Here is a 26,534-nt window from a genome sequence, read left to right on the forward strand (position 1 = left end):
AAAAATTAGAAGAAACAAAATAATAATAGGTCTAGTTTAGATTAATCAAAAGTTGTCCAATTGTAAGCGCCTATATCGGTAGCGCCAGTTCTTGGATTGTTTAAAATATCATTGAATGTTGAATAAGCTGTATTTGCAGTTCCTTTTGCAGCAGAATCTTCCCCAATAATCAATTGGTTGTTTTGAGGATCTTTAAAATCAGGTTTGTTGTTTGTAGAACTTCTAGCAATTAAACAATTATCAAACAATGCAGGATTTGTAAAAGCATACAAAGGATTATTTATAAATTGATTACTATAATCTGAAAATTTGATTAGACAGTGATCAAAATTGTAATTAAAAACAGTTCCTTCTTTTTTGAAAACAATTCCAAAATTTGTTGAAGAATACACAATGCAATTTTTAAAGTTAGCTTGTGTTAATGCGTAAGTTGCATTTCCGTCATAATCGTCTAATAGAACAGCAGTTTGATTTGGTGCAGGCCAATAATTAGCAAAGGTACAATGAACAAACTCATAGCTGCCTCCAAAACTTCCGGCAAAAGCTGCTTGACCACAATTGTTAATTATAATATTTTTTCCTTCAATATTTCCTGTTCGAGCTAAAATCCCAACGTTTGCACAGTTGTAAATTTGTGAGTTTTCAATATTTAAAGTTGGAGTAAGAGTTCCATCATTCCCGGTAACTAATAATCCTACTGTTGCATTTTTAATGGTTAAATTCTTAATTTGATTGTCAGTACTTCCTTGACTTAACCAAATTGTTCCCCATTGTCCTGGAACTTCCGAAAAACCAGGCTCTAAACGATCTCCTTCAAAAATAACTTCGTTTTCTAAAGCTTCTGTAGTTGATGTATTTCCGTTTACATGAATAGATGCGTTGTTTGCAACAATTAAACCCGATTCAGCATGAAAATGAACTCTTGCTCCAGCATCAACGACTAATGTTTTAGTACTTGGAACGGCAGCATAGCCGTAAATTACATAAGGTTTTTCATTGGTCCAATGCAATTCGTTACCATTTGTAGGATCAGCTTCATCTAAAAATTGTCCTTGAATTGTAATTGGATTTCCTTCATCGTCAACTCCTAAATTAAGTGATTCATAAGTAAAAGTATCGTCTGGATTTTGCGTTCTCTGAGGATAAATAAAATAGGCATCCTGAATTAAGGTAACCAAATCTACATCTTGATGATTTGGATTTAATTCATCTCCAAATAATATCTTATCTGTGTATAAAAAGTCAGATGGATTAGCATCAGCAACATCAGCAGTTACGGATACAAAAATGTACATGCTGTCTTTGGCTAACATCTCTACGTTTTCAAATTCTTGTCCAGCTATTCCATCAACCATTAATCGATATTTAGAAGCTGTTCCTTTTTTTAATCTTAAAGAAGGAATAGAAATGTTTTTATCACTTCTGTTATATACTTTTAAAGTATAAGTACTTGAACCAATATTGGTAAAAACAGTATCTAAATAAACGGTGTCTTTAGAAAATTCCAAACCACCTATTCTTGATTCAAAATCAAAATCGTTTCGGCATGAAGTTAAAGAAATTGCAAAACCAACTAATAATAAAAGTAATAAACGACGCATGTAGAGTTATTTTTGGTAAATGTAATTATTAATTTTAAAATTCTAAAAACTAAAATCCTCTAAAATTACTTATTAAAACGTTAATACTGTAGAAATATTCTCTTAGGAATGTTTAATTTTACCAAAAATATAGTCATGAATTTTGATAGAGAGAAAATGCTTCAATTGTGTAACGATTGGAGTAAAAATACCTTAATGAATACCTTAGATATTGTTTATACTGATGCTGGTGAGGATTTTTTAACGGCAACTATGCCTGTTAATCCAAGAGTGCATCAACCAATGGGGTTATTGCATGGTGGCGCATCGGTTGCTTTGGCGGAGAGTGTTGGTAGTGCGGCTTCTTTAATGTTTGTAAATCCTGAGAAACAAGAAGTTCGTGGTATCGAAATTTCCGCTAATCATTTAAAAAGCAAGCGAGAAGGAATGGTTACAGCTACAGCTAAAATTGTTCACAAAGGCGCAAGTTTACACTTATGGGAAATCCGAATTGTAGATGAAGAAGGAAAACTTATTTCGCTTTGTAAATTAACCAATATGGTATTATCGAGAAGACAATAATGCAGATTTTTGAAAAAATACAACATCTTTTATCAAGTCAAAATCCATTTGTTTGTTATGTAAAACCAAATGAAAATGTTTGGAATTTACTTATACAACAAACAGAGGAAATTGTTGCGTTTTCAGGTCAATCTGGGTTTACATTTGTTCCTTTTAATGACGGTGTTTCAATAAGTTTTCCTTTTGAAAAAAGTGAGATATTGCAAGGCAATATTGAATTTGTAGATAAAAAGAATGTTGAAGAATTTACTTCTGAAAGTAATCAAAAAGCAGCATTTGAAAATTTAGTTGCAAAAGGAGTTGCCGCAATTCAGAACCACGAATTTGATAAAGTTGTTTTATCTCGAAAAATAGTTTTAAAGGAACAGATTTCAATTGTAGCTTCTTTTGAGAATTTAATTACAACTTATCCAACAGCATTTCGCTATTTATTTTTTCATCCGAAAGTTGGTTTATGGATGGGAGCAACACCCGAACAATTGGTTAAAATCAATCAAAATCAGTTTGAAACGGTTGCTTTAGCTGGAACGCAATTGTATGCTGAAAATGTGATTTGGGAAGCAAAAGAGATTGAAGAACAACAATTTGTAACGGATTATATTGTATCTAAAGTAAAAGATAAAGTAAATCAATATACTGTTTCTGATGCTAAAACAGTTAAAGCTGGAAATTTAGTGCATTTAAAATCGTATATTTCTGGTGAAATTAAAGATGATTTTAAAGCTAATAATTTAGTGGAAGCATTGCATCCAACACCAGCGGTTTGTGGTTTACCGAAAGAAAATGCTATCGATTTTATTCTGAAGAATGAAGGTTATAATCGTAAATATTATTCGGGTTTTTTAGGTGAATGGAATAAAGACAATCAAACCGATTTATTTGTAAATTTACGCTGCTTGGAAGTTGAAAACGATGTGGTAACTATTTATGTAGGTTGCGGAATTACAAAAGATAGTAATCCTGAAAAAGAATATATAGAAACAGAAAACAAGTCCATGACAATGCGAAATGTTTTGGTAAAAAAAGTAAAATAAAAATACATAGACACATAAAAAATTTAAAAAGCATTGTATTTTAAATAGTTCGCATAGTATTTCTATGCAAACTATATTAAGTGAAACGTACGAAGTTTTGGACTAAAAATCAACACAAAGAAAATCTATGATTCTATGTGTTTAAAAATTTAAAAGTTTAGAGAATGAAATTAGATATATTGGCTTTTGGAGCGCATCCAGACGATGTGGAGTTAGGATGTAGTGGTACAATTGCAAAAGAAATTAGTTTAGGAAAAAAAGTTGGTATTATCGATTTAACTCGAGGTGAATTAGGTACACGCGGTTCTGTAGCAACTCGAAATGAAGAATCAGCTAAAGCTTCTGAAATTTTGGGAGTTGTAGCACGTGAAAATTTAGATATGCGTGATGGTTTTTTTGTAAACGATGAAGTACACCAATTGAAAGTTATTGAAATGATTCGTAAATATCGTCCTGATGTAGTTTTATGTAACGCTATTGCAGACAGACATATTGATCACGGTAAAGGAAGTAAATTAGTAAGTGATGCTTGTTTTTTATCGGGTTTAAGACAAATTAAAACTGAGTTGAATGGAGAAATTCAAGAGGCTTGGCGCCCAAAAGTAGTGTATCACTATATACAGTGGCAAAATATCGAACCAGATTTTGTAGTAGATATTTCTGATTATATCGATAAAAAAATGGAATCGGTCTTGGCTTATAGTTCGCAGTTTTATGATCCAAAATCAAAAGAACCGATAACGCCAATTACTTCAAAAAACTTTTTAGACAGTATAAAATATCGTGCTCAAGACCTTGGAAGGCTAGTTGGAGTGGATTATGCAGAAGGTTTTACAGTAGAAAGATATTTGGCTGTCAATAGCTTAGGAGATTTAAAGTAAAATAGTAGTAAAAAAGTAAAAAAAATCTTTGCAAGATAGAAGTAAACCCCTATATTTGCACTCGCAAAACAAATGGTGATTGTAGCTCAGTTGGTTAGAGCGTCGGATTGTGGTTCCGAAGGTCGCGGGTTCGAGACCCGTCTTTCACCCTTAACATTGGAAAGCCCTGAAGTAATTCAGGGCTTTTTTTTATTGTTACAACTTTTAAATCGAAGTATCAATCTTATATGTCATGGTAAGTGTTAATAAATATTGAATACCAACTTCCGTTTGATTTGGATTGATAACTTTATCAAATCCAGCACCTGAAACCCCATCGTAGTAAAAGGTTTTATTTTTTCGGGCTAATTTCTTTAAATATTGATTTCTATTGTAATGATTGGTTTCAATTTCCGAAGATTCAAAAGCCTGGTACATTTTATATTGTGTTTTCGGAAAAACCGTTGCAAACTCTTCTGTTGCTGTTGGTGTTCCAATAATTCGTTTTCCGAAAGATTTCATATATCTGATTTTTTTGGCTTCAGCTAAAACCAAAGCTTCATCAAAAAGCGAATTGTGAATAGCATTCGTATCATTATTGAAATAATCTACTTTTATAATGTCATGAATTTCAAAATCAGAAGCAATCGCTATTAATTTTTCCAAACTATTGGCATTGGAAGTTGTAATGATGATGTTTTTCTTAATCTCAAATCCTTTATCTACTTGTTGGGCATTTTCGTTCGTAGCATTGAAATCATAGATTTTGGTTTGCGAAATAAAATCGATGTAGCAATTTTCTTTTTTTATTCCTAAGGATTTTATTTTCTCTAAAAAACCATCAATACGAACATTTATCTTTTTACTACAACCCGAGACCGTTTCGTCTTCTTGGTTTAATCCTAAAGTAATGACAAATCCATCTGCTTTTTTATTGTGTAGCATTTTTACAGTTACCGTTAAATGATTATCGTTGATAGAAACTGTAGTTTTATTTGGTAAATTGCCTTGGTTGTAATTGTTTTCATAATTATTGTTTCTATAAACTTGGTTGCCACTAATTTGTGCTTTTATTGTATTAAAACTAAAGAACAATACAATAATAATCCAATTGATTTTTCCGTTTACATAAGTAATTTGTGTTTTCATAATTTCATATTTTTAATGATTTGAATGCAATACTACTTTGTAAATTAGAAAGGCCTTTGGTAAAACAACTTTCCTTTATCTGTAAAGATTTTTCGCTACATTTACAGTGGTTTTACAGTAGAAAAAAAACAGAATAAACATACTTTTGACTTATAAATGTCATGGATTTAATAGACGTATTTCAGCAACTTAAAAACGATGTGCTTTTGACCTATCAAAAGCAGTATCCTTATTTTGAGGGAAATTGGAAAACGTTTAGTTCGCAAGACATTCAAAATTTAATTGATTTAATTGCTAATCAAGTAAAGCAAACGGTTAGCGAAAAGTGGATTTACACGCATTTAAAGGTTGCTAATAATAACAAGCTACCGCGAAAAGATATGTTGGATATTTTATCGCAATTGGTTGGTTATTCGGGTTGGGATGAATATGTTTTTAAATGGAAGCAAGAAGTAGTTCCAGTCGCGGCTAAATCGAAAAGGAATAATAAAGTTGTTTACAGCATAGGATTTGTTTTCTTGTTATTAATCGGAATTATTTCATATCGTTATTTGAGTGGGGAAGAAGTGCAAACTATTCCAGTAAAAAATGCATTCACTGAAGAACAAATTAATAGTGAAGAAGTAAAAGCTGTTATTATTGAAGATAATTTAGAAACTCCGGTTGAAATTGTGGATTCGAAAATTCAGATTACAGCAAAAGATAGCACTAAGATTGTATTGAAAAGTCCGTATTACAAACAAAAAACAATTGTTGTTGGTAAAGAAAATCCGAATGCTATTGTTTTGCAACCCGATGATCAAGCTATGATGTTGAAAGGTTTTATGAAATCGGATATAAAAGATTGGCAAACGCGTAAAGAGCAATTGCAAAAGATTTTAGCAGATGATTTAGAAGTATTGGTGATGTTAAAGAATGATTTGGGGGTGGAATATTTCAATAAAAAAGAATTTTCTGAAAAGTTGATTGTTCCGAGTGTTGCTTTAAAGAAAATGAAGGTAATCGATATTAAAAGTAATAGTAATAAAGAGATAAATTTTATACGAATTATACAAGAATAAAATGAGTACAAGAAGTTGTTTTTTCTTTTTTATGTTTTGTACATTTTCCGTTTTTGGTCAAAGTGTGAATACGCCTGCGTCTACTACAATAAAGGCTAATTTTACAATGGCATCGGTAAAAGCGTATCAGGAAAGTGCTACTTTAAAAATAGAAGATTATTATCAATATCTTGCTTTGTTATCGAGTGAAGCTACGTCTGAAATATTAAAAAACGAAATTAAATCGAGTATTTACAATTTGTTTGAAGATAATAAAGTTAAGGTTGTCGATTTTACTTCGAGTGAAAATGCAACTATTTTATTGAATGATTTAATTGAAAAGATAGATGGAAAAAATTATACTTTTTCAGTTTTAAATTTTGAGAATTCAATTATAGCTTCCGATTATTGGACAACAAAATACCAACTTATTGTTACGCAAAATAAGATTCCTATAGAATTCAATTATTTTCAAAAAATTGGTTTTAAACCTATTTTAAAGAACTTCGGTTCTTCTAAAAAAGAAGTTTGGACATTGTTTTTAGGAGAAGTAACATTGCCACAATTATAAACAAAAAAGCCTTGAAGAAATTCAAGGCTTTTTTTGTTTAATTTTATATTTAAAATATTAGTTTACAATAACTTTCTTAGTTGCTGAACCATTTTCAGAAGTCATTTGAACCAAATAAAAACCTGTTTGTAAATTGCTTACTTTGTATGAAGCATCAACTCTTGTTGGGTTTTTAATTTCTTGAATAATTTGTCCGTTAATGTTATACAAAACAATAGATTTTAATTCGATTTCAGATGAAATAGAAAATTCGTTATTGATTGTTGGGTTAGGATAAATTTCTACATTATCGATAGAAGCAAAGCTTTCAGAAGATAAGAAAACAGAAGGCCATCTATTTTCAGCAACTGGTCCTCCCCAAATTACCGTAGCTAAATAAGGATTATCTATAAAAGGATTTCTATTACCCTGACCATAAGTGTTTGCTGCATTTCCATGATAAGTATTTCTATTATCTTCATATTGAGATACAGGATCTTCTGCATTCCATTGTAAAAATAATTGAATCATATTTGGATCTATTGCTACAGTAGCACCAGTTCCAACATTAATTGGTAAACATTGAGTAGGATAACGTAAATACATATACATCATCATTCTGGCAACATCACCTTTCCATTCATCACCAGGATACCAACCACCAGATATTGCTCCTGAGTTTCCTGAACCAGTAGTAAATTTAAGATTTCCTCTACTGTTGTTTCTGTCAACATCACTAGCTCTTAAATGGTGAGCATCTTCACCAGCATCACTAGCACCTCCATCATCTAGAGCTGGACTTCCTAAAGCTTTAGCAAAAACATGTTCTCTGTTCCATTCACAAGATGTACCACCTCCATTGCTAAATTTATCGCGAGATCTATGATCGTTATCATTTGATGGAGAAGTAGGGCAAACATCATTACTAAATCCATATAACAATAATACATTGTTTGAATTGTTTGGATCTAAATCTGTAATTCTAGCTGCTTCCCAAACACCAGGTGTGTAAGTTAAAAAGTTGGTGTGAGTTGTTATAATTTTATTTGATAGGGCATTTTTTAAATTCATACCTGTCAAGGTCCAATTCATACCATCATAATATGGTGATGCTGGAGCACCTGCTTGAGCAAAAATTAAAGTTACAAACCCTAAAAAGAATAAGGTAAAGTTTTTTTTCATATCTAGTTATTTTTTCGTTCTAATAATGCCATATAAAAACCATCAAAGCCACTTTGACTAGCTAATACTTTGTGGTCTTTAACAAAGTTAAATTGTTTTCCAATTTCTGTGCTTAAGAAATGCTTAATTTGTTCTTGATTTTCAGAAGGTAAAACAGAACAAGTAGCATAGACTAACTTTCCACCAGGTTTTACAATTTTAGAATAGTTCTCAAGTACTTCAGCCTGAACTTTACGAATGTTGTCAATAAATTCAGGTTGTAATTTCCATTTACTATCCGGATTTCTTTTTAATACACCTAAACCACTACATGGAGCATCAATTAATACTCTGTCCGCTTTTTCGTGTAATTTTTTAATCGTTTTAGAATTTTCAATTACTCTAGGTTCAATATTAAAAGCGCCGTTACGTTTAGCTCTTATTTTTAATTGCTTTAATTTACTTTCATATAAATCCATTGCAATTAATTGCCCTTTATTTTCCATTAACGAAGCCAAGTGTAATGTTTTTCCTCCAGCCCCAGCACAAGTATCTACAACGCGCATTCCTGGTTTTACATCTAAGAAATAGGCAACAAGTTGAGAAGATGCATCTTGAACTTCAAACAAACCGTCTTTAAAAGCATCTGTTAAAAACACATTTGCTCTTTCCGTTAAAATTAAAGCATCTGGATAATCTTTATGAAACTCCGTTTCAATATTCAAATCCATTAAAATGGCTCTTAATTTTTCTTTAGTAGTTTTTAAGCGATTAACTCTTAAAATTACTTTAGCTTGCTCGTTTTGAGCAGCAATTTCTTTTGACCAAATTTCTTCACCTAATTCCTGAACTCCTAATTCATCCATCCAATCTGGAATAGACTCTTTGAATTTTCTGGTTTTAGTTAATTCGTCAAATTTTCCTTTAATTCTTCTAACTGGTGTATCTTCAAAATATTTCCAATCGGGTAGGGTATAACCTCTTAAAACAGCCCAAACTGCAAAAATTCTCCAAACATTATCTCTATCAAAAGGTTCTCTTACTTCAGCTATTTCAACGTATAAACGTTTCCATCTAACGATTTCATAAATGGTTTCAGCAACAAACTTTCTATCGTTACTTCCCCAACGTTTGTCTTTCTTAAGTGCTCTAGCAACCACTTTATCAGCGTATTCACCCTCGTTAAAAATCGCCATAAGCGAATCAATAACTGTAAATACTAAATTTCTGTGTAATCTCATTTTTATTTTAAATCAGCCTGCAAAGATATGAATAAAAATAAAAAAAGCTGCCAATTTTGGCAGCTTTAATATTTAACCTCTTCCGTTACCTCTGGAACCAGATCCTCTTGACTCTGAATTGCCTCGCGGTGCGCTACTTCTTGATTGTGAGCTTCCTCTTGATGCACTTCCTCTTGCTTCTGAGTTACTTCTATTTCTGTTGTTATTTACAGTTGCATTTCTTTCTCTTGATGAATTGCCTCTGTTTTCAGTATATTGTCTATTTCCATTTGAACGCGAACCTTCATTTCTTGTTCTAGTTTCAGTTGCAACTCTTGTTCTAGAATTTCCTCTTGTACCTTCAGCTCTAGTTCTGTTTTCAGTTGTTACTCTTGTACCAGAGTTACCTCTTGAACCTTCAGTTCTAGTTCTGTTCTCTGTAGTTGCTCTTGTTCCAGAATTTCCTCTTGTACCTTCAGTTCTTGTTCTTGTAGGTGTAGAAGTTGCTCTTGTTTCTCTATTTCCACGGGTTCCGTTAGTAGCCGTTCTTGTACCATTTCCATTTATTTCATTTCTACCTCTTGGCGAACGAACATTTCGGTTATTGTCTAACTCATGACGGTTGCTATAACCTGAGTGACGATGAGCAAAAGAACGATTTGGATATCTTAATTCGTAACCATTTCCTCTTCTTCCATAATAGTGGTTGTAAACTGTAGCACATCTTCTGTGAGTTACATAATGATAACTGTGACCAAAGTTGATATGAACATGAATATGGTTTCTATATCTGAAAATTGGGAATGGATTCCAGTAGTAGTAATAACTTGGATAATAACCCCAATACCAAGAAGAATAGTACGGACGATAATTTCCTACCCAAAATGAAGCATAAATTACCGGTGTGTGTACATAAACTGGTTCATAAATATAGTTTGTACCATACATATAAACATCTCCTACAACTTGAACTTGAACATTATTATTTCTGTCTTTTTCAACCTCAATAGTTGCAACGTCTTGATACACATCTTTATCCAATACAGCTTGAACAACAACAATGTGCACATTACCTTCAACAGTTTCGATAACTCTTAAATAATCTACATAATTATCATTATTAAGGTCCAAATTCGAAATTTGAGTTTTAGGATCATTTAATCGTCTTTCAAAATCTTCTAAATCAGAAGCATCTCCAAAAACAGTCGCTACTGCTCTTAAATCTAAATTATCACTTATGTCTGAATTTTTTGCAGTAACTGTAGTTTTATCTTGTGCAAAAATTGAACTTATCGTCATTGTAGCCAGTAAGCTCAGATGTATCAATTTCGTTTTCATAATAATATCGTTTAAAGTTCTTATTTAAATCTTTGTAATTGTATAACCAATTACTGTGCCAAAAAATATTTTTAATTTTAAATAATTGATAATCAATATTTTAAAAAGTACATTTTCACCTTAAAAACAATTGAATTATATTTGAGAATAAATCCATTTGCATGAAAAAAATAGTTTTTTTGTTATTCTTTTTTAGTTTAACTGTAATATCTCAAACGAAAAATAAATCAATAAATTTTACTTTTAAGGTTTTATTTGAAACCCAAATGAGTTGTAGAGCAATTTATATTGATCAAGATAGAATTTGGTTAGGGATGAATAAAGGACGTTTTGGGTTTTATGATAAGAAAAAAGATTCAACTACAATTCAGGAAGTAGCATTGGTTTCTAATGAAACGGAATTTAGAAGTATTGCAGGCACAAAAGAAGCTGTTTTTATTTTGAGTGTTGGTAATCCAGCAATGCTGATTAAAATTGACAAAAAAACCTTAAAACAAACTGTAGTTTACAAAGAAGAAAATGAAAAAGTATTTTATGATAGCATGCATTTTGTTGATGAAATGAATGGTTTTGCTGTGGGTGATCCAACCGATAGTTGTTTGTCGTTTATTAAAACAACCGATGGTGGAAATTCTTGGCAAAAAGTAAATTGTGATGTTTTACCAAAAGTAGAAGAAGGCGAAGCTGCTTTTGCGGCTAGTAATTCAAATTTGATAGTAAAAGATAAAACCATTTTTTTAGTTTCTGGCGGAAAGAAATCTCGTGTTTTTGTTTCTAAGGATTTTGGATTGACTTGGAAAGTTTACAATACACCAATTGTTCAAGGAGCAACGATGACTGGAATTTTTACAGCAGATTTTTATTCGAAAAAATGTGGTTTGGTAGCTGGTGGCGATTATGAAAAACAAGACCAAAATTGGAGTAATAAAGCCATTACTTCAGATGGTGGTAAAACATGGAAATTAGTTGGCGAAAAACAAGGTTCTGGTTATACATCATGTGTTAAGTATGTTCCAAACTCTAAAGGAAAAAAGATAATTTCAGTAGGAGGAACGGGTGTTTTTTATTCGAATGACAAAGGAAATTCTTGGCAAAAGATTTCAGATGAAACAACTTTTTTTGCAATACAATTTGAATCAGAAAAAGTGTTTTATGCAACAGGAAAAAATAAGTTAGTTCGTTTTGAAATACAATAAAAAAAGCACTCAATCGAGTGCTTTTTTTAATTTTCTTTTCTCTTTTCTCTGATTTGTTTTATCAATTCTCTGTTAAAATCTTCTTCAGTTTTTTTGAGTTTGATAATTTTTTTAGCGCTAATTACATTCTGTAAATCTTTGATGAATTTTTTACGAAGATTGTACAAACTTTCTTCAATTTTCTCCATTTGAACTAATAATGCTGAAGCTTCTTTTTCGCTTAATTTTTCAACGTTTCCTGGTTTAAAACGATCTAAAATTGCTTTCATCTTTTCATAACGTAGTTCAGCTTGCTCATCATCGAAAGCATTATAAATAGGCCAAAATTTCTGTGCTTCTTCAGTTGTTAATTCAAGTTTTTCAGTGATGTAAGCAACTTTTAAAGCTTTTACTTTTTCTCTTTTTTCTTTGTGATTTTGTGAGAAAGAAAAAGCGGAAATCAAAAGGAATATAATTGGAATTATTATTTTCGTTTTCATAATTGTATGTATTATTCGTTAATGTAATAATCTAAATTTTCTGATTCTGAAAGATAATCATCTATAGCTTCTGTGTTATTATCGTTTAAAGATAAATTGTTTTCAAGTGCAACTAAATCTTCTTCTGTTAAATGTTTAGACAATTCAGTAATTCCGATGCGTTGTTGCACCAAATAATTTTCAATGGCAGTAGCATCTAATTTACTCTCATTCGCCATGTTAAAATAAACCGGTATAGCTATAGCAATTAAAAATACTGCCGCAATAGCACTCATCCAAACTTGCTTTCTATAAAACAATGAAACAACTTTTGTTTCTTTTCTATCAGCAATTTCTTCCATCATTTTAGCTTCGAATTGCTCAAAGTAATTTTCCGGAATTTGGAATCCTGGTTTAATTTTTTCGTTATTTTCTAAATCAAATGGTTTCATGTATATAAGACAAAAATAGTTTTAAAAGGTTTAATTGGTATTTAAAAATTCTTCGATTTTCTTAGCCGCTATATGATAACTTGCTTTTAATGCACCTACTGAAGTATTCAGGATTTCCGACATTTCTTCGTATTTTAATTCTTCAAAATATTTCATTTTAAAGACCAATTGCTGTTTCTCTGGCAACGTTGCAATGGCTTTGTGTAATTTTATTTGAATTTCATCGCCATCAAAATACACATCGCTTTCTAGTTTGTTTATTGCTTTTTGTTGTACTTCTTCGCTCGAAATTCCTTGCTTTTTGGCTCGTTGTTGTATAAAAGTAATAGCTTCGTTTGTTGCAATTCGATACATCCAAGAATACAATTTGCTATCGCCTTTAAAGTTTTTTAAGTTAGAGAAGACTTTAAAAAAAGTGTTTTGAAGTACATCATCAGCATCATCATGATTCAAAACCATATTACGAATGTGATAATACAAAGGTTTCTGATACAATTGCAAAAGCTTCCGAAACGCTTCATTTTGCGTTTTTGGATTTATTAATTCGGAAATGAATGCTTTTTCGTCTTGCAAAATGTACATTTTGATTGTAAGACTAAAGATATTCAAAAAGGTTTAATTTTAATTTTTGTTTTGGTAAAAAAACAACAATCCCTTTGTAACTTTGTAGGATAGAAAAGCAATTTGAAACAATGAAAGATTTAAGTAATTATAGAAAGTCTTACGAAAAAAGCGAATTATTAGAAAATCAGTTACCTGAAGATCCTATTAATTTGTTTCACAAATGGTTTTATGAAGCCGAAGATTTAAATGCTGCTGACGAAGTTAATGCTATGACAGTTAGTACAATAGGGTTAGACGGTTTCCCAAAATCGCGTGTGGTTTTGCTTAAAAAATTTAATGAAGAAGGTTTTATTTTTTATACCAATTATAATTCTGAAAAAGGAAAAGCGATTATAAACAATCCTCATGTTTGTTTGTCTTTCTTTTGGCCAACAGTTGAACGTCAGATTATTATAAAAGGAATTGCTGAGAAAACACCAGAAAATATTTCAGATAATTATTTTGCATCTCGACCAGATGGAAGCAAGCTTGGTGCGATAGTTTCGCCACAGAGTGAAGTTATTCCTAATCGTGAATTTTTAGAAAACAATTTAAAACAATTGGAAAAAGAGTGGGAGGGAAAAGAAATTTTGCGTCCGGCTCATTGGGGCGGGTTTTTAGTTCGCCCGGTAGAAGTAGAATTTTGGCAAGGTCGTCCTAACCGATTACACGATAGAATTCGTTATAAAATTCAAGACAACTTTGAATGGAAAATAGAACGATTATCGCCTTGATAATCAAATAAATATAATTTTTATTATAAAATCTCAAGTTTGTTAACTTGGGATTTTTTTATTTCTGTAAGTAAAGTTTTAAGTAATTGATATTCAAATGTTTAAAACGTTAAAATTTGATGTATTTCATCGATTTTTTTTGCAGGTTGTCGACGTTTTTGTACTTTTGTCTTGTTAATCAATCACTTAATCGATTTTTAGTAATTATTAACACAACAACAACTAAAAAAAAACTCTCTACTTATGAAAAAATTAATGATCACTCTTTTTGCCCTAACATTAAGTTTATCATCTTTGACATCTTGTTCTTCTGACAGCGAATCTGTTGAAACAGTAGTTGAAGCTCCAAAAAGTTATACACATAACGCAACAGAATTAGAATTATTAGATGCTGTTAATGCATATAGAGTTTCTGTAGGTTTAACACCATTACAAATTATTGAACACATTTCATACAAATCATCAGAACACAACGATTACATGATTTCAACACAAACTGTAACTCACGATGGTTTTGATCAAAGAAAAACAAATTTACAAGAGGTTTTAGGCGCTTACAGAGTAGGAGAAAATGTAGCTTACGCTTTCTCTACAGCACAAGCAACTGTTAACGCTTGGGTAGATAGTCCTAGTCACAAAGCGAACTTAGAAGGAGATTATACTCACTTTGGCGCTTCGATTAAAGTTGATGATCAAGGAAAAAAATACTACACTAATATGTTTATTAAAAAGTAAAATTTCATGTTTGTTTATAGGAAAAGCAGCTATTTTTAAAAAGTAGCTGCTTTTTCGTTTTTAAAATTATCGTATTCCTTTTGTTTTTAATTCAGCATATACATCTTGTGTTCCGTGAATTTCTTCACCAAAAGTAATATCGATTTCATATTCAATTCTATATTCATTTAAAACTTCATCAACTTTATCTTTTTTGTTTTTAGCAACTTGAATAGACTGTTTATAATTATTAAGAGCTCCAAAAGCTAAACCAAGTGGAGCAAGTCCAACGCCCATAATTATTAAAGGAACTGTTGAAATAACACTTTTGTTTAAAGCATATTTTCCAAGTAAATATCCACCAACAATAACTGCTATTCCAATTATTAGAAAAACTATAAAATAGGTATATGTTAGCGTTTTTTTTCTTTTAATATTTTCATATTCTATATTTACCGATTTAAGTTTGTTTTCAAACTTTTCATTAAGTTCTATTTTAGTACAAGTTTTATTGAATTCAGGTTTTTTTTCAGTCAATGCACAAGTAGTTCCAACTTTTAAATTTATCTTTTGATTATCACATAATTCGCAGTGTCTTGCTAAATCCATAAAAGTTCAATTAGTTTTATTATTTGTTTCGTTTTTTAAATTTATCACAATGAGTAAATATTTTTAATATTTATTCTTCTTGTTTACAGATTTTGATTTTGTCGCCCAATATGGTAGAACTCGGTATAATAATTTTATCGCCATTATCATCTTGTATAATGGTTGCATTTAGGCTTATTTCAATTACTTTTCCTTTACAACCTTGAAATTCGATCCTATCGTTAATTTTAAAAGGTCGGTTTAATACTAAAAAAATACCGCTAAATAAGTTGCTGAAAATTTGTTGGGAAGCAAATCCTAAAATTAAGGTTGTTGCACCAGCTCCGGCAAGTAATGAATGTGCAAATGTTCTTGTAATAGGTAGCGTTAATAATGCCCATCCAAAGCCAAAAAAGTAAACAATGGTTACAATTAAATGTTTTAAAAAGATAAAACTGGTAATGTCTACTTGGTGACCTTTTGTTTTTTCGCTTATTAATCGTTGCAAATATTTGCCAAGTAAAAGCGCAACCAAAATGGTTAATCCAATAATTATAAAAAATAGGATTAATGATTCGGAATCAGAAAATAGTATTTTTAGTTTTTTCATGATGCTGATATTTACTCTTTTGTTTCAATTACTTGTCTAAATATAAAACTGTCTTTTACCAATACAGTATCTCTAATAGTTCTATTTGTTTTTGCGTTTATTCTTTCTCTAATAATTAATTTGCTTCCATCTTCATTTAATTTTAAAACTGAAACATCTTTCGGTTTAGTTGTTGTATCAATAGGATAAATTTCAGCACATGAATTAATAAAAAAATCATAAATAATATGACACCTAATAGTATTGTTAAAGATTTTGTTGCTTTAAATAAAATAGGAATACATATAATAAAACCTGAAAAAGCAAAATAACCAAGAACTCTGTTTGCAATTGTTAAGTTACCATTTACAAAGGTTAATTTAGGAAAAAAATAACCAACTAAAATTTCAGTTAGTAATATAAAACCTAAAATGATTGAAATAATTAAGATTGTTGTTCTTTTTTGTTTCATTTTGGCTACTTACAAAGAGTTAAGAGTTTATTTATTCAAATATATACAACTTTTATTACATAAAAAAAGCAGTTATCGCTATTCAAATAACTGCTTTTCTGAAAAAAAAATGTATAGATATGTGTGTAGGTTACATTTTTAAAACAATAAACTCACTACGTCTATTTTTTTGATGTTCTGCTTCGCTACAAGGAACGCCGTCTGAACAATTGTTTACCAATTGGGTTTCGCCATAACCTTTAGCGGTTAATCTATCTCGGCTTATACCGTTTTTAACCATAAATTCAAGTGTAGATTTTGCTCTTCTGTCTGATAAAAGTTCGTTGTATTTATGAGTTTGTCTACTATCGGTATGAGATCGAATATCAATTGACATGTTTGGATATTGGTTCATAACCGCAATAATTTTTTCTAAATCTTCAGCTGCATCAGGTCGTATGTTCCATTTATCTAAATCAAAATAAATGATACTTACATCTAATATTTTAGCTAAATCTGTTCCTACTTCAACAGGGAAAACATTGCGTTTTAATTCGATATCTAATTTCGATTCTCCTGTTACAGCAACTGGTCCAAATGATTTTTCAGTTTTTTCATATTCTTCTTTAGAAGCTCTTACATAATATTTTTTATTACATTCAATTTTAAAAGAATAAAGACCTTTATCTGAAGAAGTTGTTTCAGTAATTTTATTCATTTTATCGTCAAATAAAACCACTTTTGCATTAGGTAAAATTTCTTTTGTATCAATGTCTGTTATAGCACCATTTAAAGTATGTGTACAAACTTTAAAAGTATAAATGTCATCAAATCCAACACCGCCATCTCTATTTGAAGAAAAGAAACCAATGTTGTCTTTGTTTACAACATAACCAAAATCGTCCATTGAACTGTTTAAAGGTTTACCAACGTTTACTGGTTTTTCAAACGATTTGTTTGTGTATTTAGCTTCAAAAATATCCAAACCACCTAATCCAGGATGTCCATCAGAAGCAAAGAATAAATTATTATTTGGGTCAATAAAGGGAAACGTTTCTCTACCTTCGGTATTGATATCTGGACCTAAATTTTCAGGTGTTCCAAAATTACCATTGCTGTCAATAGAGACTTTATATAAATCGGAATTTCCAAAACTTCCAGGCATATCTGATGCAAAATACAAGGTTTTTTCATCAGGGCTTAATGCTGGGTGAGCCGTTTTGTAATTGTCGTTAGAAAATGGAAGCTCTTTAATGTTTGTCCATTCGCCATTAACCAATTCGGCTTTGTAAATTTTCTCCATGATAACTTTGTCATCACTTTTTCTTTTTTTACCGTCGTTGTAATTATTTCGGGTAAAATACATGGTTTTGCCATCTTTTGTAAAAATAGGTGAGGACTCGTTAAATTTGGTATTTACAGTTTTAGAAAAATTTTCAACACTTCCCAATTTTCCTTTATCATCAATAGAGGTTACAAATAAATCGGTAAAGTTTTGTTTTGTCCAATCATGAATTTTAGAATATTGATTGCCTTCGCTTCTTGAAGAAGTAAATACAATTTGATTTCCAAAAAACGAAGGTCCGTAATCGTAATACTCTGAATTAACATCGGTTTTATCCATAGTATATTTTCCAGAAACGGCATCGATATCTTTTAGATAATCTTTATTTTCTGCAAACAATTTACCTCTCGAATCATTTGTTTTTTGATTGAAAAGTTCCATGTATTCATTGGATTTATCATATTTCTCTTCCGCTTTTAAAGCTTGTGCATATCTGAAATAATATTCAGGTTCGACCTCTTGATTTAGGGCAAAAAGTTCACCATACCATTTTGAAGCTTTATCTAATTCACCATTGAAGTAATAGGCGTTTCCTAATTTCTGAAATAAATCAACAGATTTATATCCTTTTTCAGCTACTTTTTCATAAATCTCGATTGCATCAATATATGAATATTTATCATATTTTTTATCGGCTTTATTTAACTTAGCTCCTTGTCCATAAGCACCAATTGTGATACTTAAAGCAACTATTATTGTATATATTGTTTTCATAATCGGATAGTTTAAAAGAATCTAGGTGCTGAAACTTTGCTTCTGTTGAAAAATTCGTATCGTAAGAAAATTTCATGAGATCCTGAGTTATAATTTGCAAGCTTAGTTGTTTCTAAATCATATCCATATCCAATAAACCAAGAATCAGAAATTTGAAATCCTGCCAGTGCACTTACAGAGGCATCCCATCTATAGGCAGCTCCTAATGTTAACTTATCGAAGAACAAAAAGTTTGCAGTTACATCTGCTTGTAAAGGAGCTCCTTCTACAATTTTACTTAATAAAGCAGGTTTAAAATCGATATTATCACTTAATGTGAATACGTGACCAGCAATAAAGTAAAAGTGCATTTTTTCTTTAGTAATTTCAACATTGTTATCGTTATATCGGAACGATTCAAAAATATTAGGAACAGATAATCCAAAATAAGTTTTATCAGAGAATAGGTATAAACCAGCTCCAACATTTGGAGAAAACTCGGTATCCATATTCTGGAATTGCGGATCCATAGGATCGTAAATTCTTAATTTATTGACATCAAGTTGAAATAAATTTCCTGTTCCTTTTAAACCTAATGATAATTTATAGTTTTCTGAAATTTGAATGAAATAAGCTAAATCTACTGAAATTTCATTTTCTGAAACAGGTCCAATTTCGTCATTGACGAAATTTAAACCTATTCCAAAATTTGAATCCCCTAATGGTGCGTTTATAGAAAAATTATTTGTTACTGGAGCACCGTCTAATCCAACCCACTGATTTCTATGAAGTAAAAAAGCGGTTATCGTTTCTCTAGAACCCGCATATGCAGGGTTAACTAGACATGTATTGTACATATATTGAGTGTATTGAGAATCCTGTTGAGAATAGCACATACTATGTAAAATGAATGCACAAAATATAGTTAAAATCGTTTTCATCTTTTTTCGTATTTAAGTTGCTGGTATCTATTAACGGTTAAGGTATAAGTATCCAGATTTATCATGGGATTTATTTTCTTCATCTGTATATTTCAGAATGTAAAAATAGGTTCCATCAGGTAGCAGTTCGTTTTTACTAACGGTACTTCTACCTTCAGATACTCCTTTAAATGATTTAAGACCATTGTCATAACCTGTTGTGTCATAGACTAAAATTCCCCATCTGTTATAAATTTCTACTGTATTATTTGGATAACATTCAAGTCCGTCGATAAAGAAGAAGTCGTTTGAATTGTCGTTATTAGGTGAAACCGCGTTATAAACTGTTATTTCGCAGGCTGCCAATACAACACAATCATCATTTACATTTAAGTAAACTTCGTAAATCATTGGACAAGAATTATCTTCTAATTCAACTACATATTGTAGCGTGTAATATCCTAGAGTTACATTTGATGGATCAAAAATACTTCCTGATAATCCACCTGAACTTGTAACTTCGCTCCACGTACCTGTTGTAGGAATTGAATCGTCTAATATAGTAAATAAATCTATAGGATCTTCTTCAACACATATTGCGTATGGAATAGCATCGAAAGGTTCATCAACACGAACATTTATAGTTTGTGTGAAATTTGCTTCGTTACCACAGTTGTCTGAAACTGTCCATTCGCGAATTATTATATATTCATAAATTGAAACTATTGTAGATGTTTCATTGTAAACCACATCATGTATACCTGAACAGTTATCTGTAAATCCTAATTGAGGAACTGCAGGAATTTCTGAACAAGAAACATTAATTTCTGAACTAATAGGAGTAGTCAACACTGGCGGTGTATTATCAAATACTGTTATGGTTTGTGTATAACTAGTATTGTTATTACAATCATCTGTTATAGTCCAAGTTCTGTAGATAATATATTCACCTTCACAAGAAGAGTTTTCATTATCTATTGTATCAACTACTGAAATAGAAACTTCATTATCGCAGTTATCACTTCCTGACATGTTTGCTGCTATTGGAATATTATCACAAGAAACACTTACGTTTGCTGGTAATTCACTTGTGAAGACAGGCGTAGTAGTATCTTGAATAAAAAATGATGCAGTTGTACTTGTTGAATTTCCGCATTCATCTGTGGCTATAAACTCAGCAGTATACTCAGTATTTGGGCATCCTGTAGAAATTGAACTAACTACTAAATTACTCCAAGTAACAGAAGAACAAGCGTCGCTAGCCGAAGCACCACCATTAGAAGCTAACCAAGCATTTAAGTCAGCAGTATTACCATTACCATCACATTCTACCGTCATGTTAGCAGCTTGAATGCTGATAACCGGAGCAGTAGTATCTTGAATAGTAAATGTAGCAGTTGATGAAGTACTATTTCCACAATCATCAGTAGCAGTGAAAGTCACACTAGCAGTTCCAGTAGCTCCACAAGCATCAGAAAGTGAACTGAAGTTATTTGACCAAGTCACAGAAGAACAAGCATCGCTAGCAGCACTACCACCGTTAGAAGCTAACCAAGCATTTAGATCGTCAGTATTTCCATTACCATCACATTCTACCGTCATGTTAGCAGCTTGAATGCTGATAACTGGAGCGGTAGTATCTTGAATAGTAAATGTTGCAGTTGATGAAGTACTATTTCCACAATCATCAGTAGCAGTGAAAGTCACACTAGCAGTTCCAGAAGCTCCACAAGCATCAGAAAGTGAAGTAAAGTTGTTTGACCAAGTTACAGAAGAACAAGCATCGCTAGCAGCACTACCACCATTAGAAGCTAACCAAGCATTTAAGTCAGCAGTATTACCATTACCATCACATTCTACCGTCATGTTAGCCGCTTGAATGCTGATAACTGGCGTAGTAGTATCTTGAATAGTAAATGTTGCAGTTGATGAAGTACTATTTCCACAATCATCAGTAGCAGTGAAAGTCACACTAGCAGTTCCAGTTGCTCCACAAGCATCAGAAAGAGAGCTAAAGTTGTTTGACCAAGTTACAGAAGAACAAGCATCGCTAGCCGAAGCACCACCATTAGAAGCTAACCAAGCATTTAAGTCAGCAGTATTACCACTACCATCACATTCTACCGTCATGTTAGAAGCTTGAATGCTGATAACAGGAGCAGTAGTATCTTGAATAGTGAAAGTAGCAGTTGATGAAGTACTGTTACCACAATCATCAGTAGCAGTGAAAGTCACACTAGCAGTTCCTGTTGCTCCTGTAAATCGTCAGCAAAAAGTGGACTGATTTAGTTCAAAACTAAGAGAGTGTTTTCAAAATCCTTAAATTTGAATTATTATGAAAACACCCAAGAAAAAAACAGCAGAGAATTTCATCAAAGACATTCGTAGAAACACACGAAGAATCTTTAGTTCTGAACAAAAAATTCAGATTGTTATGGAAGCTTTACGAGCAGAAATGTCAGTTGCAGAATTGTGTCGTAAGTATTCCATTAATGAATCTCAGTTTTATAAGTGGAACAAAGAATTTTTGGAAGCAGGTAAAAAGCGTTTAGCAGGCGATGTAACAAGAGAAGCTACGAGTGATGAAGTATCAGAGCTCAAGAAAGAAAATCAGTCTTTAAAAGTAATGATTGCCGATTTAGTTTTACGCTACGATATTGTAAAAAAAAGCTTGGACATGCTGGATTAACTGAAAAGTTTAAGAAATATATGCGACTTACAGTATCCGAAAAACAAGAAATCATTCACATGGTTACTCGTTCAGAAATTGGCGTAAATCGAACACTTCGGGAGATTGGAATCAATAAAAGTACGTTTTACAATTGGTATCATGCTTACAGCGAAAATGGTGTTGAAGGATTGCTTCCAACCAAAAGAGCAGCAAACAGGCAATGGAATAGCATTCCACAAGAGCAGAAGAATTTGGTTGTAAAATTAGCTTTAGATTATCCTGATTTGTCTTCTCGAGAATTAGCCTATAAAATCACTGATGAACAACAGATATTCCTATCAGAATCAAGTGTTTATCGGATTTTAAAGTCAAGAGGTTTAATTACAGCTCCAGCTCATATTTTTCTGAGTGCAGGTAATGAATTTACAGACAAAACAGGCTTTGTTCATCAAATGTGGCAAACGGATTTTACCTATTTTAAAATATTGGGTTGGGGTTGGTATTACTTGAGTACGGTTTTAGATGATTACAGCCGATACATTGTGCATTGGGAACTTTGCTCAAGCATGAAAGCCGATGATGTAAAAAGAACTGTGGATACTGCCATTAAAAAAGCAAAATTGGTAACTAAACAAAAACCAAAACTCTTGTCAGACAATGGTTCGTGCTATATTGCAAGCGAATTAAAAACGTATTTAAAAGACAATTATCAAATGCAACAAGTACATGGCAGACCCAATCATCCACAAACACAAGGAAAAATTGAACGCTATCACAGAACTATGAAAAACGTGGTAAAACTTGATAATTACTTTGCTCCCGAAGAATTAGAAGCTGCTTTAGAAAAGTTTGTTTATCGCTATAACAATGAACGCTATCATGAATCATTAAACAACTTAACCCCAGCAGATGTCTATTTTGGAAGAGGTGAAATGATTTTAAAAGAACGTGAACGATTAAAGAAAATGGCTATTATTGGCCGAAGAAATGAGTACCAAAAATTAAAATTAACAACAAATCAAAAAAAACATTTATCTTTGAATTATTAACTAAATACTCTCTTAGGAAAAGTCCACTTTAGTTTGAAGACGTACAGGTTCGATTAATCTTTCTATTTCGTATTTCTAAGAATGTATGGTAATAGTCGCCAAGGTCAATGTCGAAAATAGATTCAGCAATTTTTGCCATTTCTTTTATATCAGTATTCCCATTATTGAATGCTCCTTTAGCATAAAGTGCATAAATAAGTTCTATCAATGCTCGTTTGCTTTCAGTCCATTTTAGCAGAGGTTTAATCTCTTCTTTTCCCTTTGAGCCGTTTTCGTTTTTATAGGTTTGATTTTCTATATAGAGTTGTATCAAATCGTTCGCAATTATTTTTGCTACCTTGTAATCGTGCGATGTTGTGAAATTATGGTCAGATTCAAAATAATAGGTATCGAGGTTTAATTTGATGTCGTGCTTTCCTCTAACAAAATATTTATGGTCAAGATAGGTGCTATCTGTTCTGTAATACCTATAAAATTCAAGATTATTATCGAAATACTTTTTAATCTTTGAAATTTCATTATTCAGATATTTTGAAATTGCTTTGCTACCGCCGTATGGTTTTTTGGATTCAATTTTATATATTGAGTTATAATAAATCAATTTAGATAAAATACCGGGTTTGACCTTTTTGAAGAAGTATATCTCTTCTTCCACAGAGTCAAACTTTTTGGATACAACAATATCTTTTATTTCGGATAGTCTATTTAATATAAGAACGATAGCTTGTTCAATCATTGGCATAGAATTATCAAATTCTTCAACCAAATCATCAATTTCTTCATTTAAATTCTCAATCAGCTTTTTACAGTACTCTATCATCAGCAAAAGTATTCATTAGTTAAGTCATTTTAAATTTGGGGAGAGCTTATAGAATAGACTTTTTGATTATCGTAAAACTTATAGTTGTGTGGATTTGCATCAAAAACTTTTTAAAGTAGGTCTTATACTTATTGATTATTGTAATCAATATCCAAATTATATTTAGACAGTAACCCTGCAAGGTTAAGAACTGAAAACTTCGCTTTCTTCATCTTATTTCCATCCGGGTCTATCGAAAAATTGACGGCTGTCCTGAAATCAGTTTTTTCAAGATTGGTATTGGAAAACCTTGCCAAAGTAAGGTCGCACTCCAAAAATTCCGAAGCTGTTAGGTCAGCTTCGGAAAACTCTACATCTTTTAATGTACAGTTTTTGAAAGTTGTCTTTTTTAGCTTTGTTCCAAAGAAATTGCTGTAATCCAAATGGCAATCGGTAAATGAAAAAGAGAATGCGAACTTGCTGCATCTTGTAAAATCCACGCCAAGCATTTTACAACCGATAAATTTTGCATTTCTGAAGCCCGTTTCCACAATATCCGCCATTGAAAAGTTGCATTGTTTAAATGTGCAGTCTTCGAAATCATTCTCCCTTAAATCACTCTTGTTAAAATCACAGCTTACAAACTCACATTTTACAAACTCCCTGTTCCTTAATTTCTTTTCGGCATAATCAACGCCTGAAAATGTTTTATTTTGATGAACTACTGTTTCTTCCATTTATCTAAATTTATTTATATCCATACGTGCCACGGAATACGGCTTAAAATCAGCAATAGCCCGATAGTATAGAAAATTCCCGCAAACCTGAATTTTACTGTTGCATCCTTTGCTCTTTTCGATTTAGAATAACCGATGGTAATCAATACAATACCGATAAGCATCATCAAAGGATGCTCAAGAACATAAAGTCTTCCAATGCTGTTTTTCATTACTTCTTTTGAAAAATTGGATATGCCCAAAGGGGAAATAAAGTAAACCAAAAAGCCTATAACCAATTGCAAGTGTGCCGATACAAGACCAGCCAATAATATTTTCTTGCTATTTCCGGAATATTCCTTTCCTTTTGCCCAAGATGCCAGAGCGTATATAGATGCAAAAAGAAGAATTAACAATAAAGCTATCGCCAGATAAGAATGAATGTTTTTAATAATAGTGTACATACGTTGTTTATATGTTTTTTAATGGCTCATTGATTTTGAGAAGACATTTAATACAACTACTCCTGCTACGATAAGTGTTATCCCTATAATTGCAGGCAGGTCAATTGAATGTTTGAATACTACGACGGATATGATGGTTGTCAAAACGATACCCAAACCGCCCCAAATGGCATAAGCCGCTCCTAATGGAATTGACTTTAATGCAATGGAAAGAAAATAAAAGCATAGTCCGTAGGACACTGCTGTTACGATAGAGGGTATTGGTTTTGTAAATTGTTGTGAAGCATTCAAAAAGCTGGAACCGATTACTTCTGATATTATAGCAAGTGCTAAAAAAAGATATTTCATTTCAATTTCATTAGGTATTCAAACACTTTCTGCTTTTCCGTTTCACTTAACTGTATGGAACTCATATTTTCAGCATACCATAATCCATCTGCCACAAGAAACATAATTAAGCTCTTGGTACTTAACTCTTCATTATCTTTGGGCATAATATGGAGGCTATACCATTCCAGCCACATCTCTCTGTATTTCGGATTAATCATAATTGCCTGCAAAACGATACGTATTGTTTTTGCATATTTTTCATCGGACTTTTTTTCCAGTACATATTTTAAATAGCCCATAGTTCCGTCTTTTTCTCCATTTTCTGTCTTGTGCAATTCCACCCAATAGGTCAGTTCGGAAAGGGTCTGGCTCATTAATTCATCGAGTAGTTCTTCCTTGTTCCTGAAATGGTGTATGATACCACCTTTGCTCAATCCGGTTTTGTCGGCAATAGCCTGAAATGTTACTTGATGCCAGTCTGTTTCTGCTCCTATTTCGGTTGCGGCATCAATGATAAGCTGTTTGTTCAGTTCTGGTTCTTTTTTCCTGTTGTAAGCGTTGTTACTACTGTTATTATCCATAAATAGTTATTTTATCGTTTCTGTATAATTTCCGGCTAAATTATCAATATAATATTTGATAGCTTCGCATATTCAACCTTTAGCTTTCGCAAAAATTATTCAACTATAAATTCTCCTTTCATCATAGCATAATGTCCGGGAAAAGAACAAAGGAATTCATAAGTCCCTTTTTCGGGTGTAGGAAATTCAATAACATCAGTTTCTCCTCCTCCAATCATTTTGGTATGTGCAATCACGTCTTTGAGCAATTCTGAGGGAATATCATAATCAGGTGCTTTGGATTGGGCAGCCGCATTTCCAAAATCGGAAAGATTTATACTATTTTTTAAAAGGACAAAGTTGTGTCCCATTGCGGATTTCGGCATTGTGCCGGAATGTTTCAGCGTGAGTTTTACAGTTTGACCGCTTTTAACCCTGATTTCTTTTTTATCGAATTTCATTGCATCGTCTGATATTAAAAGTATCTCTGCTACTTTCAAATCGTTATTGTCGCCACGTGTAACGGGTTGCTCTGTTACAGCTTCCTCCTTTGCTACTTTATTATCGGTTTCAGTTTTTGTATTGTTGTTACAGCCCGATAACACGAGAAAAATACAGGATACTGCAATCAAATATTTGCCGGTTAACCGTTGTCTAACTTGGTTTGCCATATTAAAATATATTAGAT

General features: G+C 31.9%; 29 protein-coding genes and 1 tRNA gene. 10 read left to right on the forward strand and 20 right to left on the reverse strand.

What is annotated here, in order from left to right:
* Positions 1–41: 41 nt before the first annotated feature.
* Entirely contained in the window at positions 42–1,601 is a 1,560-nt protein-coding gene (locus tag LOS89_RS05780) for a lipocalin/fatty acid-binding family protein (protein ID WP_231836884.1), read from the reverse strand.
* 135 nt (positions 1,602–1,736) lie between these two features.
* On the opposite strand from LOS89_RS05780, the gene LOS89_RS05785 reads away from it, so the two are divergent.
* From LOS89_RS05785 to LOS89_RS05800, 4 genes are all read left to right on the forward strand, one after another.
* Complete coding sequence (locus LOS89_RS05785) at positions 1,737–2,162, forward strand: hotdog fold thioesterase (RefSeq protein ID WP_231836885.1); 426 nt, start codon at positions 1,737–1,739, stop codon at positions 2,160–2,162.
* Positions 2,162–3,196 (forward strand): isochorismate synthase, encoded by a 1,035-nt coding sequence (locus LOS89_RS05790; RefSeq protein ID WP_231836886.1) that lies wholly within the window; start codon positions 2,162–2,164, stop codon positions 3,194–3,196. Before LOS89_RS05785 ends, LOS89_RS05790 begins: the two co-directional genes overlap by 1 nt.
* Before the next feature lie 164 nt (positions 3,197–3,360).
* The gene (gene bshB1 / locus LOS89_RS05795) at positions 3,361–4,077 is read left to right on the forward strand and encodes a bacillithiol biosynthesis deacetylase BshB1 (RefSeq protein WP_231836887.1); all 717 of its coding nucleotides are present in this window, start codon (positions 3,361–3,363) and stop codon (positions 4,075–4,077) included.
* A gap of 74 nt (positions 4,078–4,151) precedes the next feature.
* Positions 4,152–4,227, forward strand: a tRNA-His gene (locus LOS89_RS05800).
* 54 nt (positions 4,228–4,281) lie between these two features.
* On the opposite strand, the gene LOS89_RS05805 is transcribed toward LOS89_RS05800, so the two are convergent.
* Entirely contained in the window at positions 4,282–5,205 is a 924-nt protein-coding gene (locus LOS89_RS05805; protein ID WP_231836888.1) for an SIMPL domain-containing protein, read from the reverse strand.
* 161 nt (positions 5,206–5,366) lie between these two features.
* Here LOS89_RS05805 and LOS89_RS05810 point away from each other — a divergent pair, with 161 nt between their 5' ends.
* Together LOS89_RS05810 and LOS89_RS05815 are read left to right on the forward strand one after the other, a co-directional pair.
* On the forward strand, positions 5,367–6,266 hold the full coding sequence (locus LOS89_RS05810) for a hypothetical protein (RefSeq protein WP_231836889.1): 900 nt from the start codon (positions 5,367–5,369) through the stop codon (positions 6,264–6,266).
* A 1-nt stretch (position 6,267) separates the two neighbouring features.
* A complete protein-coding gene (locus LOS89_RS05815) occupies positions 6,268–6,816 on the forward strand; it encodes a hypothetical protein (protein WP_231836890.1) in 549 nt (182 codons plus the stop codon).
* Positions 6,817–6,873: 57 nt separating this feature from the next.
* Here the strand turns inward: LOS89_RS05815 and LOS89_RS05820 are convergent, their stop codons facing one another.
* From LOS89_RS05820 to LOS89_RS05830, 3 genes are all read right to left on the reverse strand, one after another.
* Positions 6,874–7,977 (reverse strand): endonuclease, encoded by a 1,104-nt coding sequence (locus tag LOS89_RS05820; protein ID WP_231836891.1) that lies wholly within the window; start codon positions 7,975–7,977, stop codon positions 6,874–6,876.
* Between the two features lie 2 nt (positions 7,978–7,979).
* Positions 7,980–9,197: an RsmB/NOP family class I SAM-dependent RNA methyltransferase gene (locus LOS89_RS05825; protein WP_231836892.1), complete on the reverse strand. Its 1,218-nt coding sequence runs from the start codon at positions 9,195–9,197 to the stop codon at positions 7,980–7,982.
* Positions 9,198–9,269: 72 nt separating this feature from the next.
* Positions 9,270–10,514, reverse strand: coding sequence for a hypothetical protein (locus tag LOS89_RS05830; protein ID WP_231836893.1), 1,245 nt, complete (start codon positions 10,512–10,514; stop codon positions 9,270–9,272).
* Between the two features lie 161 nt (positions 10,515–10,675).
* Between LOS89_RS05830 and LOS89_RS05835 the strand changes: the two genes are divergently transcribed.
* A complete protein-coding gene (locus LOS89_RS05835; protein ID WP_231836894.1) occupies positions 10,676–11,710 on the forward strand; it encodes a WD40/YVTN/BNR-like repeat-containing protein in 1,035 nt (344 codons plus the stop codon).
* Between the two features lie 26 nt (positions 11,711–11,736).
* Here LOS89_RS05835 and LOS89_RS05840 read toward each other — a convergent pair whose 3' ends face one another.
* The 3 genes from LOS89_RS05840 to LOS89_RS05850 are packed head-to-tail and all read right to left on the reverse strand — an operon-like array spanning position 11,737 to position 13,193.
* On the reverse strand, positions 11,737–12,189 hold the full coding sequence (locus LOS89_RS05840) for a sensor of ECF-type sigma factor (RefSeq protein ID WP_231836895.1): 453 nt from the start codon (positions 12,187–12,189) through the stop codon (positions 11,737–11,739).
* 11 nt (positions 12,190–12,200) lie between these two features.
* Positions 12,201–12,620 (reverse strand): hypothetical protein, encoded by a 420-nt coding sequence (locus LOS89_RS05845; protein WP_231836896.1) that lies wholly within the window; start codon positions 12,618–12,620, stop codon positions 12,201–12,203.
* A 30-nt stretch (positions 12,621–12,650) separates the two neighbouring features.
* Entirely contained in the window at positions 12,651–13,193 is a 543-nt protein-coding gene (locus tag LOS89_RS05850) for an RNA polymerase sigma factor (protein WP_231837046.1), read from the reverse strand.
* A gap of 119 nt (positions 13,194–13,312) precedes the next feature.
* On the opposite strand from LOS89_RS05850, the gene pdxH reads away from it, so the two are divergent.
* Complete coding sequence (gene pdxH / locus LOS89_RS05855) at positions 13,313–13,957, forward strand: pyridoxamine 5'-phosphate oxidase (protein ID WP_231836897.1); 645 nt, start codon at positions 13,313–13,315, stop codon at positions 13,955–13,957.
* A gap of 243 nt (positions 13,958–14,200) precedes the next feature.
* Complete coding sequence (locus tag LOS89_RS05860; protein WP_231836898.1) at positions 14,201–14,692, forward strand: CAP domain-containing protein; 492 nt, start codon at positions 14,201–14,203, stop codon at positions 14,690–14,692.
* Positions 14,693–14,758: 66 nt separating this feature from the next.
* On the opposite strand, the gene LOS89_RS05865 is transcribed toward LOS89_RS05860, so the two are convergent.
* The 6 genes from LOS89_RS05865 to LOS89_RS05890 form a co-directional block, all read right to left on the reverse strand.
* On the reverse strand, positions 14,759–15,280 hold the full coding sequence (locus tag LOS89_RS05865; protein ID WP_231836899.1) for a hypothetical protein: 522 nt from the start codon (positions 15,278–15,280) through the stop codon (positions 14,759–14,761).
* 70 nt (positions 15,281–15,350) lie between these two features.
* Complete coding sequence (locus LOS89_RS05870) at positions 15,351–15,869, reverse strand: mechanosensitive ion channel family protein (RefSeq protein ID WP_231836900.1); 519 nt, start codon at positions 15,867–15,869, stop codon at positions 15,351–15,353.
* A gap of 142 nt (positions 15,870–16,011) precedes the next feature.
* Positions 16,012–16,320, reverse strand: coding sequence for a hypothetical protein (locus tag LOS89_RS05875; protein ID WP_231836901.1), 309 nt, complete (start codon positions 16,318–16,320; stop codon positions 16,012–16,014).
* A gap of 130 nt (positions 16,321–16,450) precedes the next feature.
* On the reverse strand, positions 16,451–18,358 hold the full coding sequence (locus tag LOS89_RS05880) for an OmpA family protein (RefSeq protein WP_231836902.1): 1,908 nt from the start codon (positions 18,356–18,358) through the stop codon (positions 16,451–16,453).
* Between the two features lie 11 nt (positions 18,359–18,369).
* On the reverse strand, positions 18,370–19,278 hold the full coding sequence (locus LOS89_RS05885) for a PorP/SprF family type IX secretion system membrane protein (protein WP_231836903.1): 909 nt from the start codon (positions 19,276–19,278) through the stop codon (positions 18,370–18,372).
* A gap of 30 nt (positions 19,279–19,308) precedes the next feature.
* Positions 19,309–21,492 (reverse strand): T9SS type B sorting domain-containing protein, encoded by a 2,184-nt coding sequence (locus LOS89_RS05890; protein ID WP_231836904.1) that lies wholly within the window; start codon positions 21,490–21,492, stop codon positions 19,309–19,311.
* A 100-nt stretch (positions 21,493–21,592) separates the two neighbouring features.
* Between LOS89_RS05890 and LOS89_RS05895 the strand changes: the two genes are divergently transcribed.
* A protein-coding gene (locus LOS89_RS05895) for an IS3 family transposase (RefSeq protein ID WP_370515718.1) occupies positions 21,593–22,977 on the forward strand; the annotation gives its coding sequence in 2 pieces (ribosomal slippage) (positions 21,593–21,908 and positions 21,908–22,977; 1,386 coding nt in all).
* A gap of 28 nt (positions 22,978–23,005) precedes the next feature.
* Here LOS89_RS05895 and LOS89_RS05900 read toward each other — a convergent pair.
* The 6 genes from LOS89_RS05900 to LOS89_RS05925 form a co-directional block, all read right to left on the reverse strand.
* Positions 23,006–23,797, reverse strand: a complete 792-nt coding sequence (locus tag LOS89_RS05900; protein ID WP_231836905.1) for an RteC domain-containing protein — start codon at positions 23,795–23,797, stop codon at positions 23,006–23,008.
* A gap of 128 nt (positions 23,798–23,925) precedes the next feature.
* Entirely contained in the window at positions 23,926–24,513 is a 588-nt protein-coding gene (locus tag LOS89_RS05905; protein WP_195157622.1) for a pentapeptide repeat-containing protein, read from the reverse strand.
* 14 nt (positions 24,514–24,527) lie between these two features.
* Positions 24,528–24,956, reverse strand: a complete 429-nt coding sequence (locus LOS89_RS05910) for a hypothetical protein (protein ID WP_195157621.1) — start codon at positions 24,954–24,956, stop codon at positions 24,528–24,530.
* A gap of 18 nt (positions 24,957–24,974) precedes the next feature.
* Positions 24,975–25,304 carry a DMT family transporter gene (locus LOS89_RS05915; protein ID WP_195157620.1) on the reverse strand — a complete coding sequence of 110 codons (330 nt, stop codon included), beginning with the start codon at positions 25,302–25,304 and terminating at the stop codon, positions 24,975–24,977.
* Positions 25,301–25,867 (reverse strand): TetR/AcrR family transcriptional regulator, encoded by a 567-nt coding sequence (locus LOS89_RS05920; protein WP_231836906.1) that lies wholly within the window; start codon positions 25,865–25,867, stop codon positions 25,301–25,303. The genes LOS89_RS05915 and LOS89_RS05920 overlap by 4 nt, the downstream gene beginning before the upstream one ends.
* A 95-nt stretch (positions 25,868–25,962) precedes the next feature.
* Entirely contained in the window at positions 25,963–26,517 is a 555-nt protein-coding gene (locus LOS89_RS05925; protein WP_195157618.1) for an azurin, read from the reverse strand.
* Between the last annotated feature and the right edge of the window lie 17 nt (positions 26,518–26,534).

The organism is Flavobacterium channae (assembly GCF_021172165.1).
GTDB lineage: Bacteria > Bacteroidota > Bacteroidia > Flavobacteriales > Flavobacteriaceae > Flavobacterium > Flavobacterium channae.